The 21112-nt window shown below is 40.1% G+C and carries 17 protein-coding genes and 6 tRNA genes; 10 read left to right on the forward strand and 13 right to left on the reverse strand.

The window, feature by feature from the left end; genetic code table 11:
* The first annotated feature begins 91 nt into the window (after positions 1–91).
* The 3 genes from L4F93_RS05715 (at position 92) to mreD (ending at position 2753) form a co-directional block, all read left to right on the forward strand.
* The gene (locus L4F93_RS05715) at positions 92–1138 is read left to right on the forward strand and encodes a rod shape-determining protein (protein ID WP_250351514.1); all 1047 of its coding nucleotides are present in this window, start codon (positions 92–94) and stop codon (positions 1136–1138) included.
* An 80-nt stretch (positions 1139–1218) separates the two neighbouring features.
* Positions 1219–2265: a rod shape-determining protein MreC gene (mreC, locus tag L4F93_RS05720; protein WP_250351515.1), complete on the forward strand. Its 1047-nt coding sequence runs from the start codon at positions 1219–1221 to the stop codon at positions 2263–2265.
* Positions 2265–2753, forward strand: a complete 489-nt coding sequence (gene mreD, locus L4F93_RS05725; RefSeq protein WP_250351516.1) for a rod shape-determining protein MreD — start codon at positions 2265–2267, stop codon at positions 2751–2753. The genes mreC and mreD overlap by 1 nt, the downstream gene beginning before the upstream one ends.
* Before the next feature lie 140 nt (positions 2754–2893).
* On the opposite strand, the gene L4F93_RS05730 is transcribed toward mreD, so the two are convergent.
* The 3 genes from L4F93_RS05730 to L4F93_RS05740 form a co-directional block, all read right to left on the reverse strand.
* A tRNA-Val gene (locus tag L4F93_RS05730) sits at positions 2894–2969 on the reverse strand.
* Positions 2970–3035: 66 nt separating this feature from the next.
* Positions 3036–3111 (reverse strand) — tRNA-Val (locus L4F93_RS05735).
* A 39-nt stretch (positions 3112–3150) separates the two neighbouring features.
* Positions 3151–3226, reverse strand: a tRNA-Val gene (locus L4F93_RS05740).
* A gap of 173 nt (positions 3227–3399) precedes the next feature.
* Between L4F93_RS05740 and gltX the strand changes: the two genes are divergently transcribed.
* Together gltX and L4F93_RS05750 are read left to right on the forward strand one after the other, a co-directional pair.
* Complete coding sequence (gene gltX / locus L4F93_RS05745; RefSeq protein WP_250351517.1) at positions 3400–4842, forward strand: glutamate--tRNA ligase; 1443 nt, start codon at positions 3400–3402, stop codon at positions 4840–4842.
* Positions 4843–4919: 77 nt separating this feature from the next.
* Positions 4920–4995, forward strand: a tRNA-Ala gene (locus tag L4F93_RS05750).
* Positions 4996–5069: 74 nt separating this feature from the next.
* Here the strand turns inward: L4F93_RS05750 and L4F93_RS05755 are convergent.
* From L4F93_RS05755 to L4F93_RS05765, 3 genes are read right to left on the reverse strand one after another with little or no spacing between them, the layout of a single operon-like run.
* Positions 5070–6095, reverse strand: a complete 1026-nt coding sequence (locus L4F93_RS05755) for an ABC transporter ATP-binding protein (RefSeq protein WP_250351518.1) — start codon at positions 6093–6095, stop codon at positions 5070–5072.
* Positions 6092–7753, reverse strand: coding sequence for an ABC transporter permease (locus tag L4F93_RS05760; RefSeq protein ID WP_250351519.1), 1662 nt, complete (start codon positions 7751–7753; stop codon positions 6092–6094). Before L4F93_RS05760 ends, L4F93_RS05755 begins: the two co-directional genes overlap by 4 nt.
* 56 nt (positions 7754–7809) lie before the next feature.
* Positions 7810–8820: a Fe(3+) ABC transporter substrate-binding protein gene (locus L4F93_RS05765; protein WP_250351520.1), complete on the reverse strand. Its 1011-nt coding sequence runs from the start codon at positions 8818–8820 to the stop codon at positions 7810–7812.
* 319 nt (positions 8821–9139) lie between these two features.
* Here L4F93_RS05765 and L4F93_RS05770 point away from each other — a divergent pair, with 319 nt between their 5' ends.
* Both L4F93_RS05770 and groL read left to right on the forward strand, forming a co-directional pair.
* Positions 9140–9430 carry a co-chaperone GroES gene (locus L4F93_RS05770; protein ID WP_250351521.1) on the forward strand — a complete coding sequence of 97 codons (291 nt, stop codon included), beginning with the start codon at positions 9140–9142 and terminating at the stop codon, positions 9428–9430.
* Between the two features lie 71 nt (positions 9431–9501).
* On the forward strand, positions 9502–11145 hold the full coding sequence (gene groL, locus L4F93_RS05775; RefSeq protein WP_250351522.1) for a chaperonin GroEL: 1644 nt from the start codon (positions 9502–9504) through the stop codon (positions 11143–11145).
* 278 nt (positions 11146–11423) lie between these two features.
* Here the strand turns inward: groL and L4F93_RS05780 are convergent.
* A tRNA-Arg gene (locus L4F93_RS05780) sits at positions 11424–11500 on the reverse strand.
* Positions 11501–11525: 25 nt separating this feature from the next.
* Positions 11526–11602 (reverse strand) — tRNA-Pro (locus L4F93_RS05785).
* 167 nt (positions 11603–11769) lie between these two features.
* On the opposite strand from L4F93_RS05785, the gene folD reads away from it, so the two are divergent.
* Positions 11770–12630 carry a bifunctional methylenetetrahydrofolate dehydrogenase/methenyltetrahydrofolate cyclohydrolase FolD gene (gene folD, locus L4F93_RS05790; RefSeq protein WP_250351523.1) on the forward strand — a complete coding sequence of 287 codons (861 nt, stop codon included), beginning with the start codon at positions 11770–11772 and terminating at the stop codon, positions 12628–12630.
* A gap of 67 nt (positions 12631–12697) precedes the next feature.
* Here folD and L4F93_RS05795 read toward each other — a convergent pair whose 3' ends face one another.
* The 5 genes from L4F93_RS05795 to leuA form a co-directional block, all read right to left on the reverse strand.
* Positions 12698–13939 carry an O-antigen ligase family protein gene (locus L4F93_RS05795; protein ID WP_250351524.1) on the reverse strand — a complete coding sequence of 414 codons (1242 nt, stop codon included), beginning with the start codon at positions 13937–13939 and terminating at the stop codon, positions 12698–12700.
* A 107-nt stretch (positions 13940–14046) separates the two neighbouring features.
* Positions 14047–14649, reverse strand: coding sequence for a 3-isopropylmalate dehydratase small subunit (gene leuD / locus L4F93_RS05800; protein ID WP_250351525.1), 603 nt, complete (start codon positions 14647–14649; stop codon positions 14047–14049).
* Between the two features lie 9 nt (positions 14650–14658).
* Positions 14659–16068, reverse strand: coding sequence for a 3-isopropylmalate dehydratase large subunit (gene leuC, locus L4F93_RS05805; RefSeq protein ID WP_250351526.1), 1410 nt, complete (start codon positions 16066–16068; stop codon positions 14659–14661).
* A 505-nt stretch (positions 16069–16573) separates the two neighbouring features.
* A complete protein-coding gene (gene leuB / locus L4F93_RS05810) occupies positions 16574–17656 on the reverse strand; it encodes a 3-isopropylmalate dehydrogenase (protein WP_250351527.1) in 1083 nt (360 codons plus the stop codon).
* A gap of 11 nt (positions 17657–17667) precedes the next feature.
* Positions 17668–19221 carry a 2-isopropylmalate synthase gene (gene leuA / locus L4F93_RS05815; RefSeq protein WP_250351528.1) on the reverse strand — a complete coding sequence of 518 codons (1554 nt, stop codon included), beginning with the start codon at positions 19219–19221 and terminating at the stop codon, positions 17668–17670.
* Between the two features lie 525 nt (positions 19222–19746).
* On the opposite strand from leuA, the gene ccmA reads away from it, so the two are divergent.
* Both ccmA and ccmB read left to right on the forward strand, forming a co-directional pair.
* Positions 19747–20397, forward strand: a complete 651-nt coding sequence (ccmA, locus tag L4F93_RS05820) for a cytochrome c biogenesis heme-transporting ATPase CcmA (RefSeq protein ID WP_250351529.1) — start codon at positions 19747–19749, stop codon at positions 20395–20397.
* Positions 20398–20442: 45 nt separating this feature from the next.
* A complete protein-coding gene (gene ccmB / locus L4F93_RS05825; protein ID WP_250351530.1) occupies positions 20443–21108 on the forward strand; it encodes a heme exporter protein CcmB in 666 nt (221 codons plus the stop codon).
* Positions 21109–21112: the final 4 nt, after the last annotated feature.

Raw genomic sequence — 21112 nt, forward strand, 5'->3', positions numbered from 1 at the left:
TCATCAATGTTGATTTTTTGATACATTTAGCACAATTTTTCTCACACTTAAATGTGAGTGTTTTTTATACAGTGATTTTAACGGAATTCTTATGCTATTTAAAAAAATTCGTGGTTTATTCTCCAATGATCTTTCTATTGATTTAGGTACAGCCAACACGTTGATTTATGTGAAAGGGCAGGGCATTGTGCTAAACGAACCTTCTGTGGTCGCAATTCGTCAAGGGCGTGCAGGTTCAATGAAAAGTATTGCAGCGGTAGGAAAAGAAGCAAAATTAATGCTTGGGCGCACACCGAAAAGTATTTTAGCCATTCGTCCGATGAAAGATGGGGTTATCGCGGATTTCTCGGTAACCGAAAAAATGTTGCAGTATTTTATTAAGCAAGTACATAGCGGAAATTTTATGCGCCCAAGTCCACGGGTGTTAGTCTGCGTGCCTGCTGGTGCAACCCAAGTTGAACGCCGAGCGATTAAGGAATCTGCCTTAGGTGCGGGCGCACGCGAAGTGTATTTAATTGAAGAGCCTATGGCTGCTGCAATCGGCGCGAAATTGCCCGTTTCTACGGCAACGGGTTCAATGGTTATCGATATTGGTGGTGGTACCACAGAAGTTGCGGTGATTTCTTTAAACGGTATTGTGTATTCTTCTTCTGTGCGTATTGGTGGCGACCGTTTTGATGAAGCCATTATTGCTTATGTGCGCCGTACCTTTGGATCTATTATTGGTGAGCCGACAGCAGAGCGTATCAAAGAAGAAATAGGTACTGCTTATATTCAAGAAGACGATGAAATTAAAGAGCTAGAAGTTCACGGTCATAACCTTTCAGAAGGTGCGCCAAGAACCTTTACCTTAAACTCGCGTGATGTCTTAGAGGCAATTCAACAGCCATTAAATGGTATTGTTGCCGCAGTGCGGACTGCACTTGAAGAATGCCAACCAGAACACGCAGCTGATATCTTTGAACGTGGCATTGTGCTAACTGGTGGTGGTGCGTTATTACGTAATATTGATGTGTTATTATCAAAAGAAACGGGTGTACCAGTTATTGTGGCAGACGATCCACTTACCTGTGTCGCACGCGGTGGTGGTGAAGCATTAGATATGCACGGTGCTGATATTTTCAGTGACGACATTTAATTTCCAATGTTATAAATGTTTATAAAAGTGCGGTCAAAAAATGCCAAAAATTTGACCGCACTTCTTTCTGAGTGATATTAATGAAACCGATCTTTGGAAAAGCCCCCTATCTTGGCATCCGTTTAATTTTTGCCGTGATAGCTTCTATCGTGCTTATTTTATTTGATGGACAAACCAATACGATGATAAAGGCACGTAGCATAATGGAAACGGCGATTGGTAGCGTTTATTATCTTGCCAACACACCAAGAACGGTGCTAGACGGCGTGTCTTACAATCTTGTTGATACCAATAAATTACAAATCGAAAATAAAGTGCTAAGAGAACAACTTCGCGAAAAAAATGCCGATTTATTACTCTTGGATCAACTCAAAGTAGAAAATCAACGCTTACGTTTATTGCTAAATTCCCCATTACGCACAGACGAATACAAAAAAATTGCTGAGGTCTTAACTGCAGAAACAGATGTTTATCGCCAGCAAGTGGTCATTAACCAAGGAGAAAATGATGGTGCTTATGTTGGGCAACCGGTTATTGATGAAAAAGGTGTAGTTGGGCAAATTATTTCTGTGGGAAGTCATACAAGCCGTGTGTTATTGCTCACTGATGTAACGCATTCTATTCCTGTGCAGGTGTTGCGTAATGATGTACGCGTGATCGCAAGTGGTACGGGACACAGCGATGAACTTACTTTAGACAATGTGCCACGTTCAGTGGATATTGTTAAAGGTGATCTCTTGGTTACTTCTGGATTAGGAGGACGTTTTCTTGAAGGATATCCTGTTGCGATTGTAGAAAATGTATCGCGCGATGGAAAAAATTATTTTGCCACGATCACCGCAAAGCCGCTTGCATCGCTCGAGCGCTTACGTTATGTCTTGCTTTTATGGCCGACGAATGAAGATATGCGTAAAGTCAATTCAAGTACACCAGAAGAAGTGCGTAAAGCCGTTCGCCAGCGTCTTGAAACACAGAAAAAGCAAGACATTCTACCGCCATTGATGACGACTGAAGAACCAGAAGAAAAACCATCAACGCCAACGCTAGAGGAGATCCATACGGAACAAATGGAAATGCCTTCTGAACCTGTTGAGCCTGAATTGCAACATTATCGAGAGGAAGATTAATGCAAGGTCGTGCTTTTTTACAATTATTATTTATTGTATCCACCTTTTTAGTTGCAATGGTGTTAGAAATTGCGCCCTGGCCAAGCAGTTTACATCATTTCAAGCCTGCTTGGTTATTGCTCGTTTTAACTTATTGGATTTTAGCAATGCCTGCAAAAATTAGTGTAGGTACGGCATTTTGTATGGGGATTGCTTGGGATCTTGTACTTGGCTCAACCTTAGGTATTCACGCATTAGTGCTTTCTGTTTTTGCTTATTTATTAGCGGTGAATAGTATATTAATTCGTAACCTATCGTTATGGATGCAGGGGATATTTGTTATTTTCGCTGTTTTTAGCGTAAGAATAGGTATTTTTATTGTTGAATTATTCTTGCATAGTGCGGATTTTAATTGGCAAGAGATTTTTGGCGCAATGACGAGCGGGGTATTATGGCCTTGGATATTCTTGTTATTACGAAAAGTAGCAAAGCAATTACATATTGAATAATATCATCAATAAATAAGAAATGATTTTTGTCTCTTTTGATATTGGGTAAACTTAATTGATAAACCAAATTAAAAGAGATTTTTTTATTTTTTAATGAAAATACTGTAGAGAAATAATAAATATTTTAGTTTTTAATAAAGTGGTGGGCGATACCGGTCTCGAACCAGTGACCCCCTCCTTGTAAGGGAGGTGCTCTCCCAACTGAGCTAATCGCCCGACAGAATGCTATTTCTAGCTATCGGATTTAACTTTGCAAAAGCTAAATGGGAACTTAAACTTGAGTGGTGGGCGATACCGGTCTCGAACCAGTGACCCCCTCCTTGTAAGGGAGGTGCTCTCCCAACTGAGCTAATCGCCCACGTGAGTTTAAGCATTACAACACAAGTCCTTAAAAAAGTGGTGGGCGATACCGGTCTCGAACCAGTGACCCCCTCCTTGTAAGGGAGGTGCTCTCCCAACTGAGCTAATCGCCCTTGTGTTGTGGGTTGGCATTATAAGTATTCTCAACATACAGTCAATACATTTTTAGTTATTTTTGTCTAAGTGTTGTAAAAATAGACATAAATTTTCTTTTTTTATCGTGAATTCGGATAACTCATAGTACAATACCGCCGATTTAATTTTTTCTATCGAACAAGGTTATAAAATGAAAGCTGAACCCTTATTTACTTTAGATCCCTCTGTGAAAGTTCGTACTCGCTTCGCTCCTAGCCCAACGGGTTATCTGCACGTTGGAGGAGCAAGAACGGCATTATATTCTTGGTTATTTGCGAAACATAACCAAGGTGAATTTGTATTACGCATTGAAGATACTGATTTAGAACGTTCTACACCTGAAGCAACACAAGCAATTTTAGAAGGAATGGAATGGTTAAATTTAGCTTGGGAGCATGGGCCATATTACCAAACAAAACGCTTTGATCGTTATAATCAAGTCATTGATCAAATGCTTGAGCAAGGTTTGGCTTATCGTTGTTATTGCTCTAAAGAACGTTTAGAACATTTACGCAGTGAGCAAGAGAAAAATAAAGAAAAACCACGTTATGATGGGTATTGCTTACATCATGCACCTGAGAATCCCGATGCACCTCACGTTGTACGTTTCAAAAACCCACAAGAAGGTTCTGTCGTATTTGATGATGCGGTGCGTGGACGTATTGAAATTAGCAATCGCGAACTTGATGATTTAATTATCCGCCGTACCGATGGTTCACCAACCTATAACTTCTGTGTTGTGATTGATGACTGGGATATGGGTATCACACACGTTGTGCGTGGCGAAGATCATATTAATAACACCCCGCGTCAAATTAACATATTAAAAGCATTAGGCGCGCCAATTCCAACTTATGCACACGTTTCTATGATTTTAGGTGATGATGGACAAAAATTATCAAAACGCCACGGGGCAGTGAGTGTTATGCAATATCGTGATGATGGTTTTTTACCGGAAGCCTTACTCAATTATTTGGTGCGTTTAGGTTGGGGGCATGGCGATCAAGAAATTTTCTCCGTAGAAGAAATGATCAAGCTGTTTGAATTAACTCAAGTGAGTAAATCTGCAAGTGCATTCAATACGGAAAAACTCTTGTGGCTAAATCATCACTATATTCGTGAATTACCGCCTGAATATGTTGCTAAACACCTTGCTTGGCATTATCAACAGCAAGGCATTGATACCAGCAATGGTCCTGCATTAAGTGATATTGTCGTTATGCTTGGTGAGCGTTGTAAAACATTGAAAGAAATGGCAAGTGCAAGCCGTTACTTCTTTGAAGAGTTTGATCATTTTGATGAAAGTGCGGTGAAAAAACACTTTAAATCTGGTGCAATTGATGCACTTGAAAAAGTAAAAGAAAAATTGACCGCACTTCCTCAATGGACTGCCGAGCTAATTCATCAAGCCATTGAGCAAACAGCGGAAGCGTTGGGGGTAGGAATGGGTAAAGTGGGTATGCCATTACGTGTTGCCGTTACAGGAGCAGGACAATCCCCTTCAATGGATATCACCCTTGTGGGTATCGGTCGCGAACGTTCATTGGCACGTATTCAAAAAGCCATCGATTTTATTCAAGCACAAAACGCTTAATATTTAATCTAGCGAATGAATGCAACAAATTTAATATTGACAGCATTCATTCTGCTAATTATCATAGCCAGTATTAAGGGGATATAGCTCAGTTGGGAGAGCGCTTGAATGGCATTCAAGAGGTCGTCGGTTCGATCCCGATTATCTCCACCAGATTTTAAAGCCTTGAAAGAAATTTCAAGGCTTTTGCTTTTTATACGCTAAATAATACTTCAATTTTCAATATATTATTTTTCAGCAAAGATGACGCCAGTTTCTTTCTCATATAATACCTGAACCCGCCCCGTTAAGGGTAAAGATTGCTGGCTTGTAATGATCAATTGCACGCCAGAGATTTCTACGTGATATTTATAATAAGCCCCTAAAAAACGCTTCTGACGGATAATGCCGTTGGCTTGTTTGAGATCATCCACTAAGCGTAATTGTAACTGTTCTGGACGGATCGCAAGATAACTCGGCTTTTGTTGTAATTGATGATTTGTACATAAATGCACGCCAAGTAGGGATTGGTAATGCTGTTCATCAATAGGCTGACAAGGCAAATAATTCATTTCGCCCAAGAAATTAGCCACAAAAGGACTGTTTGGCTGCTGGTAAAGTGTGCGAGGTGAGCCAACTTGACAGATTTTTCCTTGGTTCATTAGCGCTAATTTATCAGCAAATAGAAATGCCTCTTCTTTGCTGTGTGTTACAAAAATGGCAGGAATATGCTGCTGTTTGAGAATAGTGCGAATTTCTTCGATCATTTGATGACGAACTTGGCTATCAATGTTAGAAAAAGGTTCGTCTAGTAATAACAATTTCGGCTGACAAGCTAACGCACGAGCAATGGCGACACGCTGTTGTTGCCCGCCTGAAAGCTCGTGTGGATAGCGTTTTTCCAAACCTTGTAAATGCACAAGTGCGGTCATTTTTTGCAAGGTTTTTATTTGCTCATTTTTATTACGTTGATGTAAGCCAAACAGAATATTTTCTGCTACGGTTAAGTGAGGGAAAAGTGCATAATCTTGAAAGATCAAGCCTATTTCTCGTTGATTTGCCTCAAGATAGCCAATATCTTTACCTTGCAAGCGAAGCGTTCCTGCACTGAGTGGGAGCAATCCTGCGATAGCTTTGAGTAAGGTCGTTTTTCCGCAACCGCTTGCGCCAAGTAAACAGACAATATCGTCATTTTCAATAGATAAATTAAGATCTTGTAAAATAGGTTGATTGTTATAGCAACAAGTTAAATGGGTAATATCTAACATCTTCATTTATTCTGTTTTTTCCCTGATTGCAGTAAAGCGCGAGTTAAAATCAATACGGGAATTATCCCAACTAAAATCAGTATTAATGCAGGCAACGCAGCACGTTCAAGCTGTTCATCTGAAGTAAAGGTGAAAACGTGGGTGGCGAGCGTATCAAAATTAAACGGGCGCAATAATAAAGAAGCATTAAGTTCTTTCATACTTTCAATAAAAACCAGCAATAATGCGGTAAAAATTCCTTTATGCATAAGAGGTAAATGGATTTTTCGCCAGATTCCCCACGATTTATAGCCTAACATTCTGCCTGCCATTTCTAAAGAAGGGGGTATTTGGTTCAGGCTCGTTTCTAAACTGCCTAATGCCATTGCCGAAAAGCGAATGACATAAGCAGAGACAAGCGCGAAAAGTGAGCCTGAAAACACTAAACCAAGCATTGGTAAATCTAGCCATTTTAACCATTGATTAAGTTGATGATCGGCAAAGGTAAAAGGAATTAACAAGCCGATTGCAAGTACCGTACCGGGAATGGCATAGCCTAGTGCAGAAAAGCGTACTGCCAGTTTTGCCAACGGCACGGGGGTTAATCTTGCCCAAAAGTGCATTAATAACGCTAAACATACACAAATGATCATTGCCAGCCCAGAAACCAGTAAGCTGTTTTGACTATATTGCCAGAAATCAGCCGTCCACGCTTGCTCAAAATAGATGATAGACCAATAGCTGAGTTGAAAGAGTGGGATAAAAAAGGCAAGAATAATCAAGATGATGCTAAATAACAGTAATCCCCAACCTAATCCGTTGAGCTGTTGCGTTTGGAGCGGGCGTTGCCCTGTTCGTTGATAATAGCGTTGTTGGCGACGAGCGTAACGTTCAATACTGATAAATAGCACCAATAGCCCTAGCATAAAAAGCGAAATTTGCGCTGCTGCTTGTAAATCACCAAAGCCGAGCCAAGTATCATAAATGGCGGTGGTGAGTGAAGGAATCGCAAAGAATGCGACCGTACCAAAATCGCCTAAGGTTTCCATTGCAACTAAGGCACAACCCACCGCAATAGCAGGGCGGATTAAGGCAAAGGTAATTTTGTAAAACACCCGCCAGCGACTTGCCCCTAGCAATTTTGCGCTTTGTTGTAAATTATCACCTTGCTCCATTAACGCCATTCTTACCAATAAGAAAATATAAGGATATAAAGACAATGCCAAAATAAAACAAGCACCGCCTAGACTACGAATGGAAGGAAACCAATAATCTTGCTTGGTTTGCCAATCAAACCAAGTGCGTAAACTTTGTTGCACAATACCGGGATAGTCTAAAAAATCGGTATAAAGATAGGCTGATAAATACGCTGGAATGGCAAGTGGGAGGCAAAGCAACCACTGTAACAAGGTTTTACCAATAAAATGATAACGCGAAACCAAAAATGCACAAGGTAAGGCAAAGCATAAGCTCAAGGCTGTTGTCCCCACCACTAGGCTTAGGGAATTAACTAAATAGTCGGTAAACACCGTTTGCCATAAATGTTGTAAACTGTGCAGTGAACTGCCAAATGCCGAAGATAGCAGAGCGATAATTGGAAGCGAGAAAAACCCCAATACCCCTAACAATATGATAAGTGCGGTGCTTTTTGCGAAAAATTTTTTATGTTGTGTGAAATTATCCATAATCAAAATAAAACTAGCCTACCCTGTATGGGATAGGCTAGCCTAGATTAGGCCTATTATAGGTCAAATTTTACTTCATCGATTAATTTCAATGCGTTTTCATAGTTTTCTGCAATTTTCTCTAATGGTAAGTCATCTTGCTTAAATTCGCCCCAAGACTGTACCAATTTTGATTTTTCTACAGAAGGTTTTACTGGATATTCGTGATTTAGTTCTGCGTAGAGATGTTGTGCTTGATCACCGCTTAAATATTCCACTAATTTAACCGCATTTGCTTTATTTGGGGCATATTTTGCGACAACCACACCGCTGATGTTCATATGCGTTCCCACGGTTTCTTGGTTTGGATAGTTAATATAAGCCGCTTCTGCCCAGCTTTTTTGTTTTTCATCTTCTAGCATTTTGCCGTAATAATAGCTATTGCCTAATGAATAATCGCACACGCCCTCTTTAATTGCTTTCACTTGATCGCGGTCGCCGCCTTGTGGTTTTTGTGCTAAGTTTGCTTTTAATCCCGTTAAGAACGCTTTGGCTTTTTCTACGCCATCGTGGGCAATCAATGACGCAATTAACGAAACATTATAAGAATGTTTGCCAGAACGCACACACACTTTGCCTTTTAATTCAGGTTTGGCTAAATCATAATAAGTAAAGCTCGGTGGTAATTTGCCAACACGATCTTTTGAAGAATAGATCACTCTCGCACGGCTGGTTAAAGCAAACCATCTATCTTGACTATCACGGAAACGAGCAGGAATATTTTTCTCTAACGTTGTAGAATGAATCGGTTGAGCTAATCCGGCATTAACAATTTCCATCACACGACTAATATCCACTGTTAATAGCACATCAGCCGGGCTAAGCTCGCCTTCACGTTTTACACGTTCAACCAGCCCTTTATCAGCAAAAATAAAATTCACTTTTACGCCCGTTTCTTTTTCAAACTGCTTTAAAATAGGCTCAATTAAGTAAGGCTGACGATAAGAATAAACATTGACTTCATTGGCAGCCAACGCTGAGGTGGCAAATGTGGTGCATAATGCAATCGCTGATAATGTTTTTTTCATTTCACGTTCTCCGTGGTTAAAATAGATGAGTGTTTGAAATTTTCCTGCTTTTTAGACCGCACTCTTTCCAAACGAATTTTTCTTTGGTATGACAAAAAAACAGATTTCATATTCAAGTGATGTTGTTTCGCTAAAATTCCTTCTAGCTGTGCTTGATTTTACATAAAAAAATAACGAAGTAAATAAAAATTATTCTCATTTTCCTTGGTTTGATGTTTACTCTTGGATAAAAAAATTTGATTACGCTCTTGAAAGCGCAAAAAAACTCCCCCATATTTGCAATACTTTTTTTAAACATCAACTTAAAAAGGAAATAACAATGAATATTCGTCCATTACACGATCGTGTGATCATCAAACGTGAAGAAATTGAAACCTTATCTGCGGGCGGAATCGTATTAACCGGTTCTGCAGCAACAAAATCTACCCGTGCAAAAGTGCTTGCTGTGGGGAAAGGACGTATTTTAGAAAATGGCACAGTACTCCCTTTAGATGTCAAAGTAGGCGATACCATTATTTTTAATGATGGCTATGGCGTAAAAGCAGAAAAAATTGATGGCGAAGAAGTGTTAATCATTTCTGAAAGCGATATTTTAGCCATCGTTGAATAATCAAAATAAAAAAGTGCGGTGCTTTTTTACCGCATTTTTCTCTCAATTTATTATTAAGAAGGAATAAAAAAATGGCAGCAAAAGACGTTAAATTTGGTAATGATGCACGTGTAAAAATGCTTAACGGCGTAAACATTCTTGCAGATGCAGTGAAAGTAACGCTAGGGCCAAAAGGTCGTAATGTAATTTTAGATAAAGCCTTTGGTGCGCCAACGATCACAAAAGATGGTGTTTCTGTGGCTCGTGAAATCGAATTAGAAGATAAATTTGAAAATATGGGCGCACAAATGGTAAAAGAAGTGGCGTCTAAAGCGAATGACGCGGCAGGAGACGGCACCACAACCGCAACGGTCTTAGCCCAAGCGATCGTGAATGAAGGGTTAAAAGCCGTGGCTGCAGGAATGAACCCAATGGATTTAAAACGTGGTATTGATAAAGCGGTTAATGCGGTTGTGACTGAATTAAAAGCCCTTTCTAAACCGTGCGAAAGCTCAAAAGAAATTGAGCAAGTTGGTACGATTTCTGCGAACTCAGATAATGTCGTAGGGAAATTAATTGCTGAAGCAATGGAAAAAGTGGGTAAAGAAGGCGTGATTACCGTTGAAGACGGCACGGGCTTAGAAGATGAGCTTGCTGTTGTGGAAGGGATGCAATTTGATCGCGGTTACCTTTCTCCATACTTTATCAATAAACCTGAAGCCGCAACGGTAGAATTTGATAACCCATTTATTCTTTTAGTGGATAAAAAAATCTCTAATATTCGTGAATTATTACCTGTATTAGAAGCGGTAGCAAAAGCTGGTAAGCCGTTACTTATCATTGCAGAAGATGTAGAAGGAGAAGCGCTTGCGACATTAGTGGTGAATACAATGCGTGGTATCGTGAAAGTCGCCGCAGTGAAAGCGCCGGGCTTTGGTGATCGCCGTAAAGCAATGTTACAAGATATTGCCATTTTAACTGCAGGTACCGTAATTTCTGAAGAAATCGGTATGGAGTTAGAAAAAGCAACCTTAGAAGATTTAGGTCAAGCAAAACGTGTGGTGATCAATAAAGACAACACGACCATTATTGACGGTGTAGGTGAAGAAGCGCAAATTAAAGGACGTGTTGCACAAATTCGTCAGCAAATTGAAGAAAGTACTTCTGATTATGACAAAGAAAAATTACAAGAGCGCGTAGCGAAATTAGCTGGTGGCGTGGCAGTAATTAAAGTCGGTGCTGCAACCGAAGTTGAAATGAAAGAGAAAAAAGATCGCGTTGAAGATGCCTTACACGCAACCCGTGCAGCGGTAGAAGAAGGAATTGTTGCAGGTGGTGGTGTTGCTTTAATTCGTGCAGCAAACAAGGTAGCCGCAAACTTAAAAGGTGATAATGAAGAGCAAAACGTCGGGATCAAACTAGCTTTACGTGCAATGGAAGCGCCATTGCGCCAAATTGTTACCAATGCAGGTGAAGAAGCCTCTGTTGTGGCAAGTGCGGTGAAATCTGGCGAAGGAAACTTTGGTTATAATGCCGGTTCTGAGCAATATGGTGATATGCTTGAAATGGGTATCTTAGATCCAACTAAAGTAACACGTTCAGCACTTCAATTTGCCGCTTCTATCGCGGGATTAATGATTACCACTGAAGCGATGGTAACAGAGATTCCTAAAGAAGAGAAAGCTGACCTAGGCGCCGGAATGGGCGGTATGGGTGGAATGGGCGGTATGATGTAATTCCTCCCACATCTTTATTTTCAAAGAGCGGTAGAAATTTTTCTTATTTTTAAATTTCTACTGCAAAATCCCCATAGTTTTCGCTATGGGGATTTTTTGTAGTTAGACTAATAAGTTAGAGCGAAAATCATCAGTATAAAAAATCAGAAAATCAGTATGGATATATTTTATATGGAAAATGATATAGATTTCCTCTCGTTTTCATTAGGATGTATTTTTTATTAAATACTTGATAAGAAATAGGAATTAACAAGAATTTACAAGGGAGAATAATATAATGGCACGCCCTATTGGATTCGAACCAATGACCTACGGCTTAGAAGGCCGTTGCTCTATCCAGCTGAGCTAAGGGCGCATTTCAAATGGATATATAAAAGAAGTGGTCGGCGAGATAGGATTTGAACCTACGACCCACTGGTCCCAAACCAGTTGCGCTACCAAGCTGCGCTACTCGCCGACAAGATGGCGGTAATTATAAAATGCTTTTATTATCAGTCAATGAATTTTTTCTGTTTTTTGGTTTAATCGCTCAAAATTATCTCAATTAGGCTTACATTAGAAGGTTTTTTTTGAGAAAATAGCAAACGTTTACTTTCTCAGCATTTCATATTTAAGGAAAACGTAATGACGGCACAAATCATCTCTGGCACCGCACTCTCGAAAGAAATCAAAGCAGAAATAGCAGAAAAAATTCAGCAGCATCTTAAACAAAATAGACGCGCCCCGGGGTTGGCTGTTATTTTAGTTGGCACAGATCCAGCTTCACAAGTTTATGTTGAAAGTAAACGTAGAAGCTGTGAAGAAATTGGTATGTTTTCTAAATCTTATGACTTGCCTGAAAGTACCTCCGAGCAAGCATTGCTTGCCCTGATCGATGAGTTAAATGCGGATCCGAACATTGATGGGATTCTCGTTCAATTGCCTTTACCGGCTCATATTAATAGCACCTCTGTGATTGAGCGTATTTCGCCAAATAAAGATGTGGATGGTTTTCACCCATATAATGTGGGGCGTTTATGTCAGCGTATTCCTACCTTACGCGCTTGTACGCCTTACGGCGTGATTAAGCTTTTAGAAACCACTGGCATTGATTTTTATGGTCAGCACGCCGTAATTGTAGGGGCTTCTAATATCGTAGGGCGTCCTATGGCACTAGAGCTATTACTTGCAGGCTGCACCGTTACGGTAACACATCGCTTTACGAAAGATTTGGAACATCACGTTAAGCAAGCGGATATTTTAGTGGTAGCGGTAGGAAAACCACAATTTATCCCCGGCGAATGGATTAAAGAAGGCGCTGTGGTGATTGATGTCGGGATTAACCGTGTCGATGGCAAACTTGCGGGTGATGTGGAATTTGATAAAGCAAAAGAAAAAGCGGGTTATATTACCCCAGTTCCCGGTGGTGTAGGGCCAATGACCGTTGCAATGTTAATGTATAATACGTTATCCGCTTATGAAAAACATTGGGCTGAGGGCAAATAAAAATAATAGAAAAAAACACCGCACTTTTAAAAATAATGCGCTGTTAATAGCGCATTATTTTTATATCCTAATTTTTATTCTTTACCACATTTATCGCAGCATAAAACACCACAATCAAAAAGAAATAGAAAATATTTCCTGAGTTATGTGCAAAGAAACTTTGTGAAACGTTATAAAACATTGTAGATATAACGTGAATAATACCTAAGCTGGAAAGGCATAATAGCTCAGGATTATCTCCATTTAAATTGCGAATAAAAAAGCGTAAAGGAACAATAAAAATAAATAATAAGGCGATTAACCCTATTAGCCCTTGTTTCACGGTATTATCAATAAATTGATTGTGATTATGTACAAAACTTGCGGAATACTCACTAATAATACCTGTTTTGGCGAGCTCTTGCTTTTTATCATAAATGCCTTGTTTTCCCCAACCTAAAAGCGGTTTTTCTTGAATGGCAATCCAAGACGCTTTCCACATATCGAAACGCGCGCCCACGGAGGTTGAGGTATTTTCACCGCTCATATATTGCGTAATATTGGCCTTAGCCGCATTGATACGATCAATAATGCCGCCCGTGTTAGTGAGCGAAACGAGGACAGCAAACGTTGATATTATAGAAAATAAAATCGGGAAGAAGTATTTAGGTAGTTTTTTTCGATAATTATATAGGATAACAGCCAATACAAACGGTACACCAATCCATCCACCGCGGGCGGTAGATAAAATGCTTCCTAATATTCCCATTAAGGCACAGAACAAGACGAATAGCGCAAAGCTTTTATTTTTACTTGTCCAAAAATATAACCCAATAGCGATTGAAAATAATCCTAGGCTCATTGCCATATCACCACCTTGAATACTTAGAATATTCTCATAGGCTCGTGCATATCCAAGATAAAAACGTTGAATAAGCTCAATAACACCGGCTAATAACGCAGAAAAAGGGATAATTTTGGCTAAAAGATAAAAGTTAATTTTATAATTAGCTAATAGTGGAAGGAGAGGTAAGAATAGTAAAATTCGGCTAGGATTATCTAATTCCTTTAATTCTCCGTGGTGGAATAATACAGAAAATGTAAGTGTGGCAAAATAAAATAAATAACTAAAGGCTAATGTTTTCTGTTCGCCATAAAACGTAAAAAGATTTTTCCTTTCTTTATTTGTTACGAAAAGAAACAGTGTCGCTAAAATTAATAATGCGGGGGCTATGTTATAGCTACGGTCAAAGAGGAAAATTGATAAAAAATAAATTGCAACAGCGGCATTGATAAATAGATAAGTAAAAGGATAATTTTTATTACACATAACTTTCTTTAGTCAGAATGAACATTTTCTGGGCTAATTATGTGTCAAAAAAATCAAAATTTCCAGCCTTTAGATAAAATTAGGCTGACGTTATGTCAGCCTTAAATCTATTTCAAGAATGCAGGAATATTTTTCTCGTATGCTGAAATAGCCTCTTCGTGTTGCAAGGTTAAACCAATATTATCTAAACCATTTAATAGGCAATGACGGCGGAATGCATCTAGTTCAAAGGGATAGATTTTTTCACCTGTGGTAACGGTCATTTTTTCTAAATCCACATCAATGGTTGCGCCTTGATTTGCCCACACCCATTGGAAGATTTCTTCGATTTCCTCTTCGCTTAAACGGATTGGAAGCATATGATTGTTTAAGCTGTTGTTATAGAAAATATCTGCGAAACTTGGTGCAATCATCACTTTGAAACCATAATCGGCCAATGCCCAAGGCGCGTGTTCACGAGATGAACCACAGCCTAGATTTTTGCGTGCAAGCAAAATACTCGCCCCTTGATATTGCGGGAAGTTTAGTACAAATTCGGGATTGGGCTGAGTGCCTTCGGCATCAAGATAACGCCATTCATGGAATAAATGTTTACCAAAACCGACGCGTGTAATCGCTTGCAAAAATTGTTTTGGAATAATGGCATCGGTATCTACATTTGCCACATCTAATGGCACAACAATGCCTGAATGTTGTTTAAAGCCTGCCATAATTTCTCCTTAATATAATTCCACTTGACGAATATCGACAAATTTACCAAACACCGCTGCGGCTGCTGCCATTGCTGGGCTAACAAGATGTGTTCGGCCATTACGCCCTTGACGGCCTTCAAAATTACGGTTACTAGTGGAGGCACAGCGTTCCCATTCACCTAGTTGGTCATCGTTCATTCCTAAGCACATTGAACAGCCTGGGTTACGCCATTGTGCGCCAGCTTCAATAAAGATTTTATCTAATCCCTCTTTTTCTGCTTGTTCTTTCACAAGCCCAGACCCCGGAACAACCAACACGCGTTTTACGTTATCTGCCACTTTACGCCCTTTCATCACCGCAGCGGCAGCGCGTAAATCTTCAATACGAGAGTTCGTGCAAGAGCCAATAAATACTTGATCAATGGAAATCTGAGTTAAATCTGCGTTGGGTTCTAAACCAATATAAGCTAAGGCTTTTTCCGCAGAGGCACGTATCACAGGATCACGCATTTCCGCTGGATTGGGTACGGTTTGATCAATACCAATCACCTGCCCCGGATTTGTTCCCCAAGTGACTTGTGGTGCGATGTCTTTGGCTTCTAATACGACTACCGTATCAAATTCAGCCCCTTCATCGGTTTTGAGTGTTTTCCAATAAGCGATAGCCTCATCCCAATCTTTACCTTTCGGCGCATAAGGACGCCCTTTTAAATATTCAAAGGTCGTTTCATCTGGGGCAATTAATCCTGCTTTCGCACCAAGTTCAATTGCCATATTACATACTGTCATTCGGCCTTCCATTGAGAGGTTACGAATCGCTTCGCCACAAAATTCTACAACGTGTCCTGTGCCACCAGCCATTGTGGTTTTACCGATAATCGCAAGTACAATATCTTTTGCAGTAATCCCCGGAGCAACTTTACCACGTACTTCAATTTTCATATTTTTCGCGCGGCTTTGTTTTAAGGTTTGTGTTGCTAACACGTGTTCGACTTCTGATGTTCCAATTCCAAAGGCTAATGCACCAAAAGCACCGTGAGTTGCGGTGTGCGAATCGCCACATACGATGGTCATACCCGGTAAGGTTAGCCCTTGTTCAGGTCCAACTACGTGAACGATACCTTGTTGTTTGCTATTCATATCAAACAACTCAATTCCTGTCTTTGCACAGTTTTTAGCTAATTCAAGCACTTGAATTTTGGCTTGCCCTTCCAATTTATTCACATCACGTACTTGCGTTGAAATACTGTGATCCATTGTGCCGAAGGTTTTTCCTACTTGACGAACTGGGCGGTTCGCGACTCGTAATCCATCAAATGCTTGAGGGCTAGTAACCTCGTGAATTAAATGGCGATTAATGTATAAAATCGGTGTTTCACCTTGTGATTCGTAGACGATGTGTGCATCGAATAATTTGTCGTAGAGAGTTTTTTTCATATTTCGCTCGTTATTTGGTATTTAATATTTGGTATCTGCTGTTTGGTTTCGCCTAATAGCGACTTCATTTTACTGTGGCTATGCCTTGCACTGCGTGCCGTTGCTAAAGCAACGTTCAACCTAAAGGGTGTCTTTGCTTGTGCAAAAAAGCTCTCTGCTGTTTTGCTTCCATTTTTTAGAATGAATTTTCCTAAAAATTTATTTACGTTTGGGCAAAACAGCAGGTAACCCGAAGTACTATCTTTGTTAAATTAAAAGGATAGTGAATATCCCGTTTTTCCCCTTTATAACTTGCCTGAATGAGTGGCTAAGTGGCTAGGTGGATTTTTCGTGTTTGAGCCTGCTTGCAGGCGAGTTAAAAATCCGCCGTTTGCCACTCCACGAAATGAAGAAAAGCAAGTTATCAGGGCGCATTTCTTTTGCTTCGTTTTCTTTGTGCGAACAAAGAAAATGAAGTCTCGGTTAGGTGAAACTAGATAAATTAATCAAGTTTCTTAATAAATGGCTAAGCCTTAATCTCCGCCACAATCAGATCCCCCATTTCCTTCGTTGAAACAGGTGTGTTTTCATCGGCTAAATCTGCTGTACGATAGCCATTTTCTAGCACTTTTTGTACCGCACTTTCTATTTCCTTCGCCGCCTCATTAAGATTAAAGCTATAACGTAACATCATTGCGGCAGAAAGAATTTGTGCAATTGGGTTTGCGATACCTTTCCCAGCAATATCAGGGGCAGAACCGCCTGCAGGCTCATATAAACCAAATCCTTTTTCGTTTAAGCTCGCTGAAGGTAGCATTCCCATTGAACCCGTGATCATCGCACATTCATCAGAAATAATGTCGCCGAAAATATTTGAGCAAAGTAACACATCAAAAAATTCAGGTTGCTTGATTAATTGCATCGTAGCATTATCAATGTAGATATGATCTAACGTTACTTCTGGGTAATCTTTCGCCACTTCTTCAACCACTTCCCGCCATAAGATTGAACTGATTAATACATTGGCTTTATCTACAGACGTTAAATGTTTTTTACGTTTCATTGCGGTTTCAAAGGCAACTTTGGCAATGCGTTTAATTTCATAACGATGATAAATTTCCGTATCATAGGCTTTCTCATTATCTCCCTCGCCTTCTCGCCCTTTTGGCTGACCAAAATAAATGCCTCCCGTTAATTCACGGACGGTAACCATATCAAAACCTTTAGCGGCAATATCCGCACGCAATGGGCAGAATTTTTCTAAGCCTTTGTATAAGGTTGCAGGGCGTAAATTACAAAACAATGAAAAATGTTTGCGTAATGGTAATAACGCACCGCGTTCAGGTTGTTGGTTAGGCGGAAGATGTTCCCATTTTGGTCCACCTACTGAACCAAATAAAATAGCATCGCTTTGTTCGCAACCTGTTAAGGTGTCTTCTGGTAACGCTGTGCCGTGCTTGTCAATGGCAATGCCACCTACATCAAAATGACGGAAGTTAAGCTGAAAACCGTATTTTTGTTGTACGGCATCAAGCACTTTAATGGCTTCTGCCATCACTTCAGGCCCAATGCCATCACCACTTAATACAGCAACATTATAATTTTTCATCGTATCACTCCTTAATTGATCGAGTTTTTGCTTAATTTCAAATTTTCTACTTTATGTGAGCGGTAAATTGCATTGATGGCGTGGATCAGCGCACGGGCTGAGGATTCTACAATATCCGTTGCCAAGCCCACCCCGTGGAAACGGCGACCTTTATGCTCCACCACAATATCCACTTGCCCTAGTGCTTCAGCCCCTTCGCCTTTAGCTGTTAAGTGATAATTCAACATTTTTAAATCAATATTCGTGATGTTCAAAATAGCATTAAACACCGCATCCACTGGGCCATTCCCCCCACTGGATACTTGACTTAATTTTTCACCGTCTAGCTCCACTTGCACAAAGGCAGAGGCAGGTAAATGGCTGATCATTTGTGAAGTAATCACATCTAAGGTTAAACGATCCTCATCGCCTTGCTGCATATCAATAAAAGCAAGGGCTTCTAAATCATAATCGAACACTTGCCCTTTTTTATCTGCTAATTTCAAGAACGCCTCATACAATTTATCTAAATCATATTCACTTTCTTGATATCCCATTGAATCCATATGATTTTTTACCGCGGCGCGCCCAGAACGTGCCGTTAAATTCAATTTTTCTTTTTTCAAACCGATGCTTTCTGGCGACATAATTTCGTAAGTATTTTTATTTTTCACCATACCATCTTGATGAATACCAGAAGAATGGGCAAAGGCATTTGAACCAACAATCGCTTTATTGGGTTGAATTGGCATATTACATAATTGACTGACCATTTGGCTAACACGGTGAATTTCTTGTGTATTAATGCGAGTATCTACGCCAAACAAGGCCTGACGGGTTTTAATTGCCATCACCACTTCTTCCAATGCCGTGTTACCCGCACGCTCACCGATACCATTTACTGTACATTCAATTTGTCTTGCACCATTTTGTATCGCAGTTAAAGAGTTCGCAGTCGCCATTCCCAAATCATTATGGCAATGCACGGAAATAATCGCTTTATCAATATTTGGTACACGGTTCATTACATTGGCGATAATATTGCCATATTCCATTGGTAAACAATAACCCACTGTATCTGGAATATTCACTGTGGTTGCTCCCGCATTGATTGCGGCTTCTACAATACGGCAAATATTATCAATGCCTGTACGCCCTGCATCTTCACAAGAAAATTCCACATCATCGGTATAACGGCGTGCGCGTTTAACCGCATTAATTGCCATTTCGACCACATCATCAAAGGTGCGACGTAATTTGCTTTCAACGTGCAAAGCTGAGGTGGCAATGAAAGTATGAATTCGGAATGCTTCCGCCACTTTTAAGGCTTCTGCTGCCACGTCAATATCTTTATCCACCGCACGAGATAACGCACAGACACGACTATTTTTGATATGTTCCGCAATGGTACGCACGGATTCAAAATCCCCCGCAGAAGAAACAGGAAATCCCACTTCCATTACATCAACGCCAAGACGTTCAAGAGCAAGGGCAATTTGTAGTTTTTCTTTTACCGTTAAACTGGCTTTTAGGGCTTGCTCGCCATCGCGTAAGGTGGTGTCAAAGATAATCACTTGATCTGTCATAACTTATCCTTTCATTGATTTTGAATATAAAAAAACCCGCCTCTAAAGTGCGGGTCAAATTTGGGAAATTTTTACATAACGTGTTTTTTATCCACAAGCTAGCCGCACAAAAATTGTGAGAGGAGCAGGTGGAGTGAAAGCAAAACACGAGTAAACATAAAACATAATCCTTCTTGAAAACGGTTTTATCTTACCTGCTAAAAATAAACTGTCAAACACTATTTTAGGATTTTTCTCTAAAGCAAACGATTTTCAATGTGTTTGTTTAGTTTAATATTTCATATTTTAATTTTATATTGGTTTAATAAACTAAGAGTGGCAAAAATGTTATTTTTTTATACCGCACTTTTCCTGAAAACAAGAGAATAAAATTTATTTTGATAAAGAAGAAAAAACAAATTTTGCGTTAAATCAATAATAACCTACAAATACTACTAAAGGGGTAGCCTTTCTTTGCTGGAAGAACTACGCGGCGTTATCGCCTTATGATAGAATCAGGGCATTTTCCAATAATTGTCAATTTTTATGTCAATAATCAATCAATTACAGCTTGAACAAATTACCTGCCAACGTGGCGATAAAACCTTATTTTCCGAGTTATCTTTAACTTGGCAAAGTGGTGATTTTGTACAGATTGAAGGACATAATGGTATTGGAAAAACCAGTTTATTACGGATTTTAGTTGGGCTAGCCCAACCCGTTGTTGGGCAAGTATGCTGGAATGCTCAACCGATTAAACAATGCCGTGAAGCGTATTATTACCAGTTATTATATTTAGGTCATCACACGGGAATTAAACCAGAACTTACTGCGTGGGAAAATTTAAAATTTTATCAAGCCGTTAGCCAATGCCAACAAGGTGAAGAAGCCCTTTGGCAGGCATTGGAAAAAGTGGGCTTGATCGGGCGTGAAGAGATTACCGCAGGGCAACTTTCCGCAGGGCAACAGCGACGTATTGCCCTTGCACGGTTATGGCTTTCCCAAGCGCCTTTATGGATTTTAGATGAGCCTTTCACGGCGATTGACAAAAAGGGTGTACGCATTTTAACAGGCTTATTTGAACAGCAAGTGGAAAAAGGCGGAATGGTGATTTTAACTAGTCATCAAGCGATCCCGAGCGAACAATTACAGGTGCTGGATTTAGAGAAATATAAATTTGACCCACATCGTGCTTAGTCGCTACGCTCAAATAAAGTGCGGTGCAAAATGAGAGACGTTTTTATGCAGATATTTGCGCAAATTATCAAACGGGAATTACGCATTGCGATGCGAAAACAAACGGAGATTCTCAATCCGTTGTGGTTCTTTTTGATTATTATTACTTTATTTCCTTTGGTCATCGGCCCAGAACCGAAATTACTCGCCGAAATTGCCCCCGGGGTTGCTTGGGTGGCAGCGTTGCTCTCGGCATTATTATCTTTTGAACGTTTATTTCGTGATGATTTTATTGATGGCTCATTAGAGCAATTAATGCTCAGCTCACAACATTTAGCCTTAACCGCATTAGCTAAAGTGGTGGCACATTGGTTATTGACAGGCTTACCCCTGATTTTGCTTTCCCCTATTGCTGCATTATTGCTTTCTTTGGATAGCCATATTTGGTGGGCGTTAGTGCTGACATTGTTATTGGGGACGCCAATTCTAAGCTGTCTTGGTGCAATTGGTGTGGCGCTTACGGTTGGGCTACGCAAAGGCGGTGTGCTATTGAGTTTATTGGTGTTACCTTTGTTTATTCCCGTGCTGATTTTTTCTTCGTCTGTCCTTGAAGCGGCGGCACTTACCTTGCCTTATAACGGGCAACTTGCTATTTTGGGCGCAATGTTATGTGCTGCATTAACCTTATCGCCTTTTGCTATTGCGGCAGCGTTACGGATTAGCGTGGAATAACGTG

It is taken from the genome of Avibacterium sp. 20-132 (assembly GCF_023611925.1).
GTDB lineage: Bacteria > Pseudomonadota > Gammaproteobacteria > Enterobacterales > Pasteurellaceae > Avibacterium.

What these genes read in the sequence shown, in the direction of transcription:
- L4F93_RS05760 (WP_250351519.1), bottom strand. Translation starts at nt 7,753, where the DNA reads ATGGATAATTTCACACAACATAAAAAATTTTTCGCAAAAAGCACCGCA.
- groL (WP_250351522.1), top strand. Translation starts at nt 9,502, where the DNA reads ATGGCAGCAAAAGACGTTAAATTTGGTAATGATGCACGTGTAAAAATG.
- leuA (WP_250351528.1), bottom strand. Translation starts at nt 19,221, where the DNA reads ATGACAGATCAAGTGATTATCTTTGACACCACCTTACGCGATGGCGAG.
- folD (WP_250351523.1), top strand. Translation starts at nt 11,770, where the DNA reads ATGACGGCACAAATCATCTCTGGCACCGCACTCTCGAAAGAAATCAAA.
- L4F93_RS05765 (WP_250351520.1), bottom strand. Translation starts at nt 8,820, where the DNA reads ATGAAAAAAACATTATCAGCGATTGCATTATGCACCACATTTGCCACC.
- ccmA (WP_250351529.1), top strand. Translation starts at nt 19,747, where the DNA reads ATGTCAATAATCAATCAATTACAGCTTGAACAAATTACCTGCCAACGT.
- L4F93_RS05770 (WP_250351521.1), top strand. Translation starts at nt 9,140, where the DNA reads ATGAATATTCGTCCATTACACGATCGTGTGATCATCAAACGTGAAGAA.
- leuD (WP_250351525.1), bottom strand. Translation starts at nt 14,649, where the DNA reads ATGGCAGGCTTTAAACAACATTCAGGCATTGTTGTGCCATTAGATGTG.
- L4F93_RS05795 (WP_250351524.1), bottom strand. Translation starts at nt 13,939, where the DNA reads ATGTGTAATAAAAATTATCCTTTTACTTATCTATTTATCAATGCCGCT.
- ccmB (WP_250351530.1), top strand. Translation starts at nt 20,443, where the DNA reads ATGCAGATATTTGCGCAAATTATCAAACGGGAATTACGCATTGCGATG.
- L4F93_RS05715 (WP_250351514.1), top strand. Translation starts at nt 92, where the DNA reads ATGCTATTTAAAAAAATTCGTGGTTTATTCTCCAATGATCTTTCTATT.
- gltX (WP_250351517.1), top strand. Translation starts at nt 3,400, where the DNA reads ATGAAAGCTGAACCCTTATTTACTTTAGATCCCTCTGTGAAAGTTCGT.
- leuB (WP_250351527.1), bottom strand. Translation starts at nt 17,656, where the DNA reads ATGAAAAATTATAATGTTGCTGTATTAAGTGGTGATGGCATTGGGCCT.
- mreD (WP_250351516.1), top strand. Translation starts at nt 2,265, where the DNA reads ATGCAAGGTCGTGCTTTTTTACAATTATTATTTATTGTATCCACCTTT.
- mreC (WP_250351515.1), top strand. Translation starts at nt 1,219, where the DNA reads ATGAAACCGATCTTTGGAAAAGCCCCCTATCTTGGCATCCGTTTAATT.
- L4F93_RS05755 (WP_250351518.1), bottom strand. Translation starts at nt 6,095, where the DNA reads ATGAAGATGTTAGATATTACCCATTTAACTTGTTGCTATAACAATCAA.
- leuC (WP_250351526.1), bottom strand. Translation starts at nt 16,068, where the DNA reads ATGAAAAAAACTCTCTACGACAAATTATTCGATGCACACATCGTCTAC.